General features: G+C 67.9%; 9 protein-coding genes. 7 read left to right on the forward strand and 2 right to left on the reverse strand.

Annotated features, from left to right (window positions below; all coding sequences use genetic code 11):
* Positions 1 to 27 precede the first annotated feature (27 nt).
* Together VGJ96_12030 and VGJ96_12035 are read left to right on the forward strand one after the other, a co-directional pair.
* Positions 28 to 1,215: a PDZ domain-containing protein gene (locus VGJ96_12030; protein HEY3287836.1), complete on the forward strand. Its 1,188-nt coding sequence runs from the start codon at positions 28 to 30 to the stop codon at positions 1,213 to 1,215.
* Positions 1,216 to 1,409: 194 nt separating this feature from the next.
* Entirely contained in the window at positions 1,410 to 3,500 is a 2,091-nt protein-coding gene (locus VGJ96_12035) for a TonB-dependent siderophore receptor (protein ID HEY3287837.1), read from the forward strand.
* 123 nt (positions 3,501 to 3,623) lie between these two features.
* On the opposite strand, the gene VGJ96_12040 is transcribed toward VGJ96_12035, so the two are convergent.
* Entirely contained in the window at positions 3,624 to 4,421 is a 798-nt protein-coding gene (locus VGJ96_12040; protein ID HEY3287838.1) for a matrixin family metalloprotease, read from the reverse strand.
* The gene (locus tag VGJ96_12045) at positions 4,418 to 5,314 is read right to left on the reverse strand and encodes an alpha/beta hydrolase (protein HEY3287839.1); all 897 of its coding nucleotides are present in this window, start codon (positions 5,312 to 5,314) and stop codon (positions 4,418 to 4,420) included. Before VGJ96_12045 ends, VGJ96_12040 begins: the two co-directional genes overlap by 4 nt.
* Before the next feature lie 106 nt (positions 5,315 to 5,420).
* On the opposite strand from VGJ96_12045, the gene VGJ96_12050 reads away from it, so the two are divergent.
* From VGJ96_12050 to VGJ96_12070, 5 genes are all read left to right on the forward strand, one after another.
* The gene (locus VGJ96_12050) at positions 5,421 to 6,515 is read left to right on the forward strand and encodes an LLM class flavin-dependent oxidoreductase (protein HEY3287840.1); all 1,095 of its coding nucleotides are present in this window, start codon (positions 5,421 to 5,423) and stop codon (positions 6,513 to 6,515) included.
* On the forward strand, positions 6,512 to 7,090 hold the full coding sequence (locus tag VGJ96_12055) for an NAD(P)H-dependent oxidoreductase (protein ID HEY3287841.1): 579 nt from the start codon (positions 6,512 to 6,514) through the stop codon (positions 7,088 to 7,090). The genes VGJ96_12050 and VGJ96_12055 overlap by 4 nt, the downstream gene beginning before the upstream one ends.
* Positions 7,091 to 7,326: 236 nt before the next feature.
* Positions 7,327 to 8,682 carry a carboxypeptidase regulatory-like domain-containing protein gene (locus tag VGJ96_12060; GenBank protein HEY3287842.1) on the forward strand — a complete coding sequence of 452 codons (1,356 nt, stop codon included), beginning with the start codon at positions 7,327 to 7,329 and terminating at the stop codon, positions 8,680 to 8,682.
* 14 nt (positions 8,683 to 8,696) lie between these two features.
* Positions 8,697 to 10,163, forward strand: coding sequence for a carboxypeptidase regulatory-like domain-containing protein (locus VGJ96_12065; protein ID HEY3287843.1), 1,467 nt, complete (start codon positions 8,697 to 8,699; stop codon positions 10,161 to 10,163).
* Between the two features lie 205 nt (positions 10,164 to 10,368).
* Positions 10,369 to 13,404, forward strand: coding sequence for a TonB-dependent receptor (locus tag VGJ96_12070; GenBank protein ID HEY3287844.1), 3,036 nt, complete (start codon positions 10,369 to 10,371; stop codon positions 13,402 to 13,404).
* Positions 13,405 to 13,409: the final 5 nt, after the last annotated feature.

Below are 13,409 nucleotides of genomic sequence, written 5' to 3' on the forward strand. Positions count from 1 at the left end.
AACAGTTTCCCACGTAAGGTTGATACGATGAGGCAGTTCCTGAATCTCAAGTGGCGAGTGGCGCCGGTGGCGCTGATGGCGGGCGCGATCTTTGGCGCGACGGCGGGTGCGGCGGGGGCGCAGCAGGCGACGTCGCCGCGCGCTGGCCGCACGCTGACCGTGCGCGTCGATACCAGCGACAACACGAAAGTCACCGTCGTCCTGGAAGGGCTAGACAGCCTGATGCGGTCACTGGCGCAGTCGCGTGTGCTCGAGGAGCGCATCGGGATGGCGCTGCGCGAGTACAGCTCGGCGCAGCAGAACCTGACGCGACGCCAGGCGCTCGAGGAGCAGCTCCAGAAGATCACGGAGAGCAACCTGAAGCTGCTCTCGAAGATCCAGATGGCCTGCAGCAGCCGGAAGCCGGCGGATCGGGCGCCGGAGGGCTATCTCGGCGTCACGTTCAACATCACGGGCACGGTCAAGCGCGAGGGCAGCGGTCCGGAGGTCTATCGCTTCGACGAACCGCCCGAGATCATTTCAGTGGAAACCGGTTCACCGGCCGCTCGCGCCGGACTTCGTCGCGGCGACCACATCATCGCGCTGGACGGTCGGGACGTGGTTGGGCGCGACGTGATCCTCGCGCAGATGCTGTCGCCGGGACGCAAGCTTCCCGTGCGCATCGCGCGCGAGGGGCGCGAGCAGTCGTTCACCGTTCAGGTGCAGAAACGGCCCGAAGGATTCGGCGACGAGTGCAGCGACATCGAGCTCGCATTGGCGCCGATGCGTCCGCAGTTGCAGGGGCACGGCATGCCCGAGGGCCGGGCGTTCACGTTCGTGCGGCCGACGACACCGCGCACGCCGAAGGCGCCGCCGACAGTCGTGCCCGCTCCCGACGCTCTGCCCACGCCGAGCGTGTGGACATTCGAGGCGCCGCCGCCGGTGGCGATCTCCGGCTTCTCGAGCATCGTGGCCGGGGCGCAGCTGACAACGCTGACCGACGACTTCAAGGACCTGACCGGCGCGGAGGGCGGCGTGTTGGTTCAGCGTGTCCTACCCGAAACGCCGGCGGCGGCGGCGGGATTGAAGGGCGGTGACGTCATCGTCGAAGCCGGAGATCGGCTCGTCACGAACGCCCGCATGCTGCAGCGAATCATTGGCGACGACGATGACCGCAACCTGAAGCTGAAGGTAGTTCGGAAGGGGAAGGCGCGGACGGTCTGGCTACGATGGTAGGCTAACACGCGGTATAGCAAACACTTGAGTGAAATGTGGGGCGGGAGACGATTGGTCTCCCGCCCCATTCTTGTCTAAGGGAAACACCTACAAACCTTAAGGTGATCTGGTAGTTGCGATTAGGACCAACCTCAACAAAGTTAAGGTGCCTTCACGATCTGTCGTGCAGCTAATTCCCATAAAACATATCCCTTATGCAGATTTCTCGCCTCCTGCCGATCGGTGCCCTAACGCTGCTCCTTCCGGCGCTCGCCCTCGGCCAGCACACCGCATCCAACGATTCGTCAGCGCGCCTCGATACGGTCCGGGTTCGCGCTTCTCGCTCGAATAGCTACTCCACCGTAGCCACGCGGAGCGTCACACGCACGACGGTCAAGCTGGTGGATCTCCCGATGTCGCTCTCCGTGCTCTCGCGTGGCCAGCTGCAGGATCAAGCCATGCGGTCGATGGCCGACGTGGTGCGCTATCTCCCAGGGATCACGATGGGGCAAGGCGAAGGGCACCGCGACCAGCCTACCACGCGCGGCATTTCCTCGACCGCCGATCTCTTCGTCGATGGCGTGCGCGACGACGTACAGTACCTGCGCGATCTCTACAACGTCGAGCGCGTGGAGGCAGTGCGCGGGCCGAATGCGCTGGCGTTCGGCCGGGGCGGCGGCGGTGGTGTGCTGAACCGGGTGCTGCGGCAGGCCGACTTCGGTGCGCACCGAGAGGTCGTGTTGGCCAGCGGGAGTCACGACCAGAGCCGAGGAACGCTCGATCTGGGCCACGCCCTCGGCGCGGCGGCAGCCGGGCGGGTGACCGCGATGGCCGAGTCGAGCAATTCATTCCGCGGCGTGCCGCTCTCCCGCGCGGGCGTCAACCCGACGGGTACGCTCGTCGTCGGTGGTGGAACGCTGCGCGCGAGCTACGAGCACTTTGAGGACCGCCGCGGCGTGGATCGCGGCATCCCCTCGTTTCACGGCGCGCCGGCGCCGATCGATGAGTCCATCTTCTACGGCGATCGTGCCGTGAATCGCGCGCGGGCCGTCGTGGACCATGGACGGCTGGAGTACGAGCGCGGTGCGGGGTCCGCGCTGCAACTGCGCACGGTATTCGCGTGGTCCGCGTACGAGAAGATGTACCGGAACCTCGTGCCGGGCGCGATGAACGCCACGGGGACCACGGTGGCGCTGAGTGGGTACAGCAACGAGACGGAACGACGGAATCTCTTCAGCCAGACCGATCTCATCTGGAAGGCGCACACCGGGGGCGTTGAGCACGAACTCCTCACCGGCGTGGAGTTCGGCCGACAGCGGACCACGAACTTCCGTGAAACCGGGTACTTCGCCGGCGACGTGACGAGCACCTCGGTGCCGACCGCCGGGCCGGACAAGTGGCCGACGGTGAACTTCCGCCAGTCGGCGACGGATGCGGACAATGGCACGCAGGCCAACGTCGCGGCAGCGTTCGCGCAGCATCGGGGCAGCTTCGGACGCGTGTGGCAGACGACGCTGGGCGCGCGGGTGGAGCGGATGGCGATCGCGTTCGAGAATCACCGGAACGGGCAGACGCTGGACCGCACGGACGTGATGATCACTCCCCGCGCGGGGCTCGTCTTCAAGCCGCATCCCTCGGCTTCCCTCTACGCCAGCCTGGCGACGTCGGCGCTGCCGAGCGCGGGCGACCAGTTCGGGTCGCTGACGGCGACGAACAGCACGCTGAAGCCGGAGCGCTTCGAGACGCGCGAGGCGGGCGCCAAGTGGGAGCCGAACGCCAACCTGCGACTGAGCGGCGCGGCCTACCTGCTCACGCGCAGCCGGTCGAGTGCTCCCGATCCGCTGCGTCCCGGTGTCGTGGTGCAGACGGGGAAGCAGGAATCGCGCGGGGTGGAACTGGAGGCGCAGGGGCAGATCACGACGGCGTGGATGCTGTCGGCGGCGTACACCGTGCAGCGCGCGCGCATTGCGAGTCGCACGACGTCGGCGCCGGCGGGTGCCACCATTCCCCTCGTGCCGGCCCAGTCGCTGGCGCTCTGGAATCGCGTGCAGGTCGCGCGCCCACTGGCGCTGGCCCTTGGCGCCGTTCGACAGGCGCGCATGTACGCGGCGATCGACAACCACGTGGTGCTGCCGGCTTTCACCAGGCTCGACGCCGCGCTCTACCTCTCGTCCGGAGCGCACCTGCTTCTTCAGGCGAACGTCGAGAACCTGGCCAACGTGCGCTACTACCCGTCAGCCAGCGGCAACAACAACCTGCAACCGGGTACCCCGCGCCTGCTGCGGCTCTCGGCGACGGTGCGTTGAAGGGCGAGGTTCAGAATACGACAGAATACGACGGAGTACGACAGAGTACGACAGCACTGCCGTATTCCGTGGTACTCTGTCGTACTCTGTCGTACTCTGTCGTACTCTGTCGCCCTCTGCGACCTACGGTCGCAGAACCGATCCCGGCGGAAGGCTGTAGATGAGTTGCACCGTATGCTCGTCCGCGGCGCTCAGGTCGCTGACACGCACGCGCGCCGACATGATGCTCCGCTCATCCATCGTGTGGTCAAGTCCGAGCACGTGGCCGACCTCGTGCAGGGCGATGGCGTAAACCGCCTCGGCGCCGAGGGGCGTGCCGCTTTGGTGGTGCAGGGCCAGCTCGATGGATGAGCCGACGATCCACCAATGCTGGTCGCGCGTCCATCGCGTGCGCCCGGAGATGGGCATGTCGAACTTATCCACCCAGACGACCGGAATGTCGCTGCGCGCGGAATCGACGACGAAAGTGAACGCCATCGGCACGCCGGCGTGCGTCCAGCGCTCGAAGGCCTTTCGCACGCGCTCGGGGTAGTCGGGCTGGAAGTCGGGCAGCGCGGTCTGTGGCTGCACCCAGACGCGCAGCGGCTCGAGCTGGCGATCGGGCCACCGCGCGTTGTTGTCGCTGCGCTGGAGCAGGATCTCGCGAATGTAGGTGCCGGACTCCCCGTCGCTGAGACGCCGCTGGATCTCGGCGAGGTCGCGGCGCGGTGCGGCGAGCGATGATGTCGCCACGCTGAGGAGCCCGGCCTCGCCCGCGGCCGGCACCGCCGCATTCTCGCCGACGGGTGGCACGACCGTTGCGGTGTCGGCCGATGCGCCGGCCACCGATGCCGGACGTGCGGGCAGGCGGCGCGCCTGCGCCACGATGAAAACGGCCATCGCGGCCAACAGTACCGCCAGCAGGGCGACGAGGCGCTTCACGCGAGAAACTCCTCGACGGTGGCAAAGAAAAGTTGCGGCTGCTCCCAGAACGGCATGTGCCCGGCCTCCGGGATCACGCGCAGTTGCGCACCGGGAATCGTCGCGGCGGTGCGCTCGGCCTGCGACACGGGGATCATGTCGGAGCCGCCGTGCACCAGCAGCGTGCGGGCGCGAATGCGTGCGGCGGCGGCGCGCCAATCGAAGCCCTCGCGACGCAGGCGCGCGACGACGGCCGCTCCCGTTTCACTGCGGGCCAGCGGCGGCGAGAACATCGATCCCAGCTCCCCATCGTGGAACCAGGCGGGATAGAGCGCGCGGTTGTACTCCGCCTGGCGGCCGGGTTCGGGATCGTGCAGCGAGGCCGGGTCGAACGCGGCAAGTCTCGACCGGGCGTCACCGGTCAGGCGCGACAGTGCGGCGTCGTGCAGCGCGACAAGCCACTCGGGGGTCAGGCCAACCGCGTCGACGAGCACGAGGTTGCGAATTCCATCGGGATCTTCCGCGGCGCCGAGCATCGCGATGCCGCCGCCCCACGAGTGTCCCAGCACGTCCCACTGCGCGAAGCCGAGCGATTCGCGCAGGGCGCGCACGTCCAGGGCATCGTGCTCGATGCGGGCGGCGCGCGCGCCGGGTGGCACCTGACTGTGCCCGCGACCGCGCTGGTCGTAGAAGATCAGCTGGCGCCGCGCCGCAAGCGGCGCGAGGGCCGGCCAGAGCAGGATGTGCGAGTAGACCATCCCGCCGTTGATGCAGGCCAGCGGGAGCGTGCCCGGCACGTCCGGAGTGCGGTAGACGGCAAAATCGAGCCCGCGCGCGCGGACGGTGCACGGTTCCAGGTGCGGCGCGCGCGGCGCCGACCGCCGGTAGGCGAGAAAGCGTTCGCGGGCGTTCACGACGCGCCGCGCGATGCGCGGCAGGAGTTGAGGCGGAGGATGGAGGCCATGGCAGCTGCCTGAAAGCTACGCCTGGTCATGTTTGACGGGCATCAGGTCCGTGCCCGTGCCCTTGCCCCGTCCGGTCATTCAGCATATATCTCAGTACAAAGATAAATGGACGGCACACCTGGAACTTGGCATCTACAGCTTCGCGGAAACGACGTTCGACCCGGCGACGGGCCAGCGCGCCAGCACGGCCCAGCGCCTGCAGGACCTGATCGAGGAGATCGAAATCGCCGACCAGGTGGGGCTGGACGTCTACGGCGTGGGTGAGCACCACCGTCCCGATTATGCCGTCTCCACGCCGGCGGTGGTGCTGGCGGCGGCCGCCGCACGCACGAAGCACATTCGGCTGACGAGCGCGGTGAGCGTGCTCAGTTCGGACGATCCGGTGCGGGTCTTCCAGGAATTCAGCACGCTGGACCTGCTCTCGAATGGCCGCGCCGAGATCATGGCCGGCCGCGGGTCGTTCATCGAGTCGTTCCCGCTGTTCGGCTACGACCTCGATGACTATCACGACCTGTTCACCGAAAAGCTCGACCTCTTGCTCGCCCTGCGCGCGAACGAGCGCGTGACGTGGCAGGGGCGCTTTCGCGCGGCGATGAAGGACCAGCCGGTCTATCCGCGACCGGTGCAGGACCCGCTTCCCGTCTGGATTGCCATCGGTGGCACGCCGCAGTCGGCGGCGCGCGCGGGGACGCTGGGGTTGCCGCTGGCCATCGCGATCATCGGCGGCGAGCCGGCGCGCTTCACGCCGTTCGTGCAGATCTACCGCGACGCGTGGGCGCGCGCCGGGCACGATCCGGCGAAGGCGCGCGTGAGCATCAACTCGCACGGCTTCCTGGCGGAGTCGGCGGCGGACGCGGCCGAGAGTTTCTGGCCCCGCTACGCCGACGTGATGGGGCGCATCGGCCGGGAGCGCGGATGGCCGCCCCCGTCCCGCGCCCACTTCGACCGGGAACGGTCGCCGCACGGCGCGCTGCTGGTGGGCAGTCCACAGCAGGTGACGGACAAGATCCTGTACGAGCACGAACTCTTCGGCATGGACCGTTTCCTGATTCAGCTGAGCGTCGGCACCATGCCGCATGCGCAGATGATGCGGGCCATCGAACTCTACGGCACCGTGGTGGCACCGGCGGTGCGAAGGGCACTTCAATGACCGACCAGCAACTCCGCCTGCAGGTGATCATCTGCAGCACGCGCCCCGGCCGCAAAGGGCCGGCCGTCGCCGCATGGATGACCGAGCAGGCCAAGGCACACGGCCAATTCACCGTGGAACTCGTGGACCTCGCCGACTTCAACCTGCCCATCCTCGACGAGGTGGCGCATCCGCGGCTCGGCCAGTACGAGCACGAGCACACCAAGCGGTGGAGCGAGTCGGTGAAGCGGGCCGACGCCTACGTCTTCGTGCTCCCCGAGTACGACTTCTCGATGCCGGCGTCGCTCCTCAACGCGCTGCAGTGCACCTACCAGGAGTGGACGTACAAGCCGGCCGCCTTCGCGAGTTACGGCGGCGAGTCGGGCGGCCTGCGCAGCGTGCAGATGACGCGGCAGGTGCTGAGCACGTTCAAGGTGGTGGCGATGCTCGAGGCGGTCTCGATCCACCATGTGGCCAAGCGGATCGATGCGGCGACCGGCGCGTTCCTTCCGGATGAAGGGCATCCGAAGAAGGCGCAGGCGATGCTCGACGAGTTGTACAAGTGGGCGGGAGCTTTGCGGACGCTCCGCACCTAAAGGCGGGTGCAGGGGCACAGGCACGGTGTGGTGCAAGGGCACGGTGCGGTGCAAGGGCACGGTGCGGGTGGGGCATACCTGCTGGCGGGAAACAACCGTGGGCCTAGGTTGTCTAACAGGGTGACACCTACTCCCCGCCTATGCGTCTCGCACTGGTTCCCGTTGCACTTCTCGTAAGCGTTCTCGCTCCCCGTTTGGCCGCGCAGGCGCCGGCGGCGGGCGAACGAAGCGCTGGCGTGCGCGTCTCGGGAATCGTGCACGACAGCATTGCGCGCGCGTCCCTCGCCGGCGCGTGGGTGCAGCTGGTCGATGCAGCGGGCACGGCGCAGCACGCGCGGACGGCGGTCTCCGACTCACTCGGCCGGTACGCGTTCGACGATGTGCCCGACGGACACTACCGACTCGGCTTCTTTCACGCGGTGCTCGATTCGCTGGGCGTGGATGTCCCGGCGCATGATCTCCTCGTCAGGGGGCGCGCGGTGCGGGCTGACCTCGCCATCCCGTCCGGCGCCACGCTGCGGGCGCTCGTGTGCGGGGTGCGTTCGGCGCGCGATTCGGGGATCGTGGTGACCGGGGCTGCCGTCATCGGCGTCGTGCGCGCGGCGCGCGGCGGCGCGCCGGCGGCGAACGTAGCCGTCAGCGGTGAATGGCTGGAGATCTCGTTTCGCCCGACCGGGATCGAACGTCGTCGCCCGCGCCTCGCGGTGACCACCGGCGCGAACGGCTGGTTTGCGCTCTGCAATGCGCCGGTGGGCGGGACGATGTTCCTGACGGCGAGTCGCGGGGCGGACAGCACCGATCTGATCGAGGCCGCCGTGCCCCGCGATGGTTTCCTGCGGCGCGACCTGTATCTGGGCGATGCAAAGACCGTCCTCGTGCGAGACACGATACGTCGCCCCGATTCGCTGGCGCTCCCGCCCCGCATCGTGCGCTCCGGAGATGGGCGGCTGACGGGGACCGTGATGAACGCGGACTCCCGGCGGCCCCTGGCCGGGGCGATCGTGCACCTGAGCGACGGCCCATCGGCGCGCGCCGATGAACGCGGCGCCTTCACGCTCGTGAACGCCCCGCTGGGGACACGTACGCTGGAGGTGCGATCGGTCGGCTATTACCCCGACCGGCGTCCGGTGCATGTCGTCGCGGGCATGCCGCCCGTGGAGGTGGCGCTCTCGACGTTCAAGTCGGTGCTCGACACGGTGAAGATCATTGCGCAGGGCGTGCCGGACCGGCACAACAGCGGCTACGAGGACCGTCGCCGCACCGGGCTGGGCAGGTATCTCACCGCGGCCGAGCTGGAGCGCCGAGGCGCGCTCTTCACGTCCGATGCCTTCCGTAACTTGCCGGGGACTCGCCTGGAACGCGACGAGATGGGGGCGCGCCGCATCTACGTGCGCAGCGCGTTCGGGGAGTGGTGTGAGCCTTCCGTGCACATCGACGGTCTCCACCTGTGGAACCTCACTGCCGACGACATCGACGGAATGGTGGCGCTGCGGTACGTGAAGGGGATTGAGGTCTACAACGAAGCGACAACGCCGGCCGAGTATCAGCGCGCCCTGACCGGGTGCGGCACCATCCTGATCTGGACCAAGTAGCGACGCGGGCACCCATGCAATCGATCCTCCGGACCCTGTGTGTGGTGGCGGCCACCGCCGGGTCGGCGCGCGCCCAGGCGACGGGCGCGGTCTTGAGCGGCGTGGTGCGCGACAGCATCGCGCGAGTGCCGCTCGCCGGGGCCTGGGTGCAGCTCGTGGAAGCCGGCCGACAGGCGACGCGGGCGCGCACGGTCGTCACCGATTCGCTCGGGCGCTTCGCGTTCGACGGACTCCCCGACGGCCGATACCTCATCGGCTTCTTCCATCCCGTGCTCGACTCGCTCGGCGTGGAGCCCCTGCTGCGGCAGGTTTCGGTGTCACGGCGGCGCCCGGCGCGCATCGACCTGACTACGCCCTCCGCGGTGCGGCTGCGGGCCGCGCTGTGCCGGGACCTCATGGCCCCGACGGCTGGCGGGGCGGTGCTGGGCGCCGTGCGCGACGCACGTTCACGCGCGCCGATCGACGGCGCATCCGTGACCGGCGAGTGGCTCGAGATCACGTTCAGTCGCGGCGGGCGCGTGGGACGCCTTCGCGGACGGGTCTCCGCCACGACCGCGGCAAACGGATGGTTCGCGCTCTGCAACGTGCCGGCGCGCGGCATGATGTTCCTGCGGGCGACCAACGGCGCCGACAGCACCGACCGCATCGACGTGCAGGTGCCACCCGAGGGATTGGTGCGGCGCGAACTTTTCATTGGTCCGTCGCGCCTGGTCCTGCTGAGCGACAGCGCGCCCGTCACGGATACGCTAGTGCCGGCGCGCCGCGCCCGCGTGGGCGCGGCGCAGTTGCAGGGCATCGTCGTCAGCAGCGCGAGCGGTCGGCCGCTGGCCGGCGCCATGGTACGCGTCGGCGACAATCCGCCCGCGCGGGCCGATGAACGTGGTGCGTTCACGCTGGTGGACGCGCCGCACGGGACGTGGATGCTGGAGGCGCGCGCGGTCGGATACGGACAGGCGCGCGTCGCGGTGGACCTGGTCACCGGCGCGGCGCCAGTCACCATCGCGCTGAGCTCCGCGAAAGCGATGCTCGACACGGTGAAAGTGATCGTGGCGAACGCGGCGGATCGGCACGCGAGCGGATTCGAGGACCGGCGTCGTTCGGGCGCAGGGATGTTTCTCACGGCGCAGCAGATTGCGCGCCGCGGCGCGTTCACCACGTCGGACATCTTCCGGCAGCAGAGCGGCGTGCGGATCGGCTACGACTACGACACGCTCGAGACCGACGCCAACCCGGACGTGCTTGTCGACATGAACCAGCTCAGCGACCGCCGGCTGCTGATGCGGGGGATCAGCGGCAACTGGTGCGAGCCGGCGCTCTGGTTCGACGGAACGCTGATTCCTGAACTGAGCGTGGATGCCATCGACGGCTGGGTGCGGCCCGAGCGACTGGCCGCCATCGAGATCTACTCGGAAGCGACCGTGCCGCCGCAGTTTCAGCGGAACCGATCGGGGTGTGGGGCGATTCTATTCTGGACGAAGTAGATGCGCTGACCGTCGTGTCCGACGAATGTTGACACTCGGGACAAACATCTGCATATAGAGCGGGGAAACCTGAGTTTTCCCGGCCACGACGAACTGAGCGTCTCCGGATGGTGCGCGGGTCCACGGACCCCACCATCCGCATAAATACGCCCCCCGCGTTGGAAAGTCTGACCTCGCTCGCCGCCCTTTTCTCAGGGGATCGTTGGTGCATCCCATCATCATGCTGATGGAGAACAACATGAACGCGCCGTTCGCCCGTCGTCTTCGTCGACTCGCCGCGCCGGCTCTCGCCATCGTCCTGGCCGCGGCGCCACCCGGGACCCTCAAGGCGCAGGCCACCGGGATCGTGCAGGGGACGGTCACCGCCGAGGGATCGAACAATCCCCTGGCGAACGTGACCATCTCGATCGTCGGCAATCCGCGTTACGTCCGCACCGACGAGACCGGCAAGTACCGGCTGGCGGCCGTCCCGATCGGCACGAGCACGCTGCGCGCGCTGAGTTTCGGCTACGCCTCACAGACGCGGTCGATCACCGTCGTGAGCAGCGGTACGCTCACGGTGAACTTCGTGCTCAAGGCGGCGGCGCTCTCGCTGGATGCCGTGGTGGTCACCGGCACGGCCGCCGAGGCACGCAAGAAGGAAGTCGGCAACGCGATGGCGACCATCGACATGAAACTGGCGGCGTCGCCACAGATCAAGGACGCGCAGGACATGATCGGCGCCCGAGCGCCGGGCATCACGGTGCTCGGAAACTCGGGCCAGCCCGGGGCGGGCGGCACCATCCGGCTGCGCGGCAGCAACAGCGTGACGCAGGGGAACAACCCGATCATCTACGTCGACGGCATTCGCATCTACAGCCAGAGCGGCCCGGTGACGCCGGCGGCGCGCCAGAGCGCCGCGGCCTTCAACGACATCAAGGCGGATGAAATCGAGCGCGTGGAGATCGTGAAGGGCGCGGCGGCCACGACGTTGTACGGCACCGAGGCATCGGGCGGAGTGATCCAGATCTTCACCAAGCGGGGCGCCGCCGGCGCCCCGCAGTGGAGTGCGTCGATGACCGCCGGCGCGAACGTCCTGGGGCAGGTGGGCCCGAAATCGGACCCGACGGACCTTGGCCTGAAGTGCAGCGGCATCCACACGGACGGCGTGGGCCAGCGGTACATGGATCCGACCTGCCCGGCCAACGGCACGTGGCTCCGCAAGGGACCGGTGCAGCGCCTGGACCTGGAGGTCAAGGGCGGCGGCGAGAACATGACGTACTTCCTCTCCGGCAACTACGGCAACAACGAGGGCGTCATCCGCACCGGGGCGCAGAAGGACGGCGGGTTCCGCGCGAACTTCACCTTCATGCCGGCCAAGAAGCTGGTGATCGGCGTCAACAGCGCCTACAACAAGAAGTCGATCCGCTGGATTGGTGACGGCAACCTCGCGAACGGATTCACGCTGAACGTGTTTCGCGGGTCGAGCGGCAACTTCAAGGGCGGCAAGGGGGCCGATTGCGCCAACGTTCCGGCCGGCGTGACCTGCCTCACCAACAAGTACATCCTGGACGAGAACATCACGAACGACGCCGACCACTTCATCACCGGCGCGTCGATCTCGTGGAATCCGTTGAATGGGTTGAGCAACCGGTTCAACGTCGGCTTCGACTACAACAACAGCAACAACAGCTACCTCCAGCCGTTCGGGTTCCTGAACCTCCCCACCGGTTCGCTCAACAGCACGATGTGGAACCACACGAAGCTGTCGCTCGACTACGCGGGGTCGTTCCAGAACACGCTGTTCAAGCAGTATGCGTCGACGTTCTCGTGGGGCGGACAGCTGTTCGACGACCGCGAGCGGTACACGACGATGACGGGCACCGGGCTGTCGGGTCCGGGCGAGCCGACGCTCGAATCGTTCGCGATACGGACGCTCGGGGTCGCCACCCAGCCGCGGGTGGTCAACGCCGGCTTCTTCGTACAGGAGATGGTGGGCTGGAACGATCGCCTGTTCGTCACGGGCGGCCTGCGCGTGGACGGCAACAGCGCGTTCGGCTCGGCCTTCGGGCTGCAGACGTACCCGAAGATCAGCGCCGCCTACGTGCTCTCCGAGGAGAAGTGGTGGCCGTCCCGGTGGGTGCAGACGTTGAAGCTGCGCGCCGCGGTCGGCGAGTCGGGCAAGGCGCCGGGCGCGTTCGACGCCGTGCGCACGTGGGACCCGGTGTCGGGCGATGAAGGCAAGCCGGGCGTGGTGGTGCAGCAGCGCGGCAATCCCGATCTCGGCCCCGAGCGCACGCGCGAGACCGAGGTCGGTTTTGACGCCGCGGCCTTCGACAACCGGCTGTCGCTGGAGGTGACGGGATTCCACGCGCGCACGCTTGGCGCGCTGATCGGCGTGGTCTATCCGCCCTCGGAAGGCTTCTCGCGAACCCAGCTCACCAACGTTGGCACGCTCGAGAACAAGGGCCTGGAGGTGCAGGTCAACGGGGAGATCCTCCAGACTACGCGCGTCAATTGGTCTGGGCGCGTCAGCATCACGTCGCTGGCGAGCAACACCGTCAACGTGGGCGGCGTGCCGATCTCGACCGGACTGGGCAGTTACGTTCGCGCCGGTTACCCGGTGCCCGGGCTGTTCGGCTACAAGATCATGAATCCCGACGCCATCGCCGACCCGGTCATCAAGCCGGACCAGTACCTCGGGGCGCTCTACCCGACGCACATCACGAGCATCGGCACGACCCTCACGTTCTGGCAGAACCTGACGCTGGATGTGCTCGGCGAGTTCCAGGCTGGCGGACACCTGACGAACTTCATCGGCTACCAGGGCATCGTGCGCAACATCTGGCAGCCGTGCTACGCCGTGCAGGCGAAACTTCGTGCCTACAACGGCGTGGATGGAAAGAAGGGAACGGCCGATGACGTGCTGGATGCGCTCGCCGGCGTGACGGCACGCGATCGGGGGCGCTGCGCGATCGACCCAACGGTTCGCAGCTCCGATTTCTGGGTGTCGAAGACCGATTTCTTCAAGCTGCGCTCGGTTTCGCTCTCGTACCAGATTCCCGCGCGCTATCTGCGCGGCACGGCGAAGGGGGCGACGTTCACGCTGTCCGGGCGCAACCTGTGGACGAGCACCAAGTACGATGGGGCAGATCCCGAGGCCAACGACGCGAGTGACGCGGGGGCAGGGCTGGGTCGTCGCGAGTACTACCAGTTGCCTCCGTTCAGGACCTTCCTGGCGACCCTTCGCCTCACCTTCTGACCTAC

The organism is Gemmatimonadaceae bacterium (assembly GCA_036504815.1).
In the GTDB taxonomy this organism is placed as follows: Bacteria; Gemmatimonadota; Gemmatimonadetes; order Gemmatimonadales; family Gemmatimonadaceae; genus PNKL01.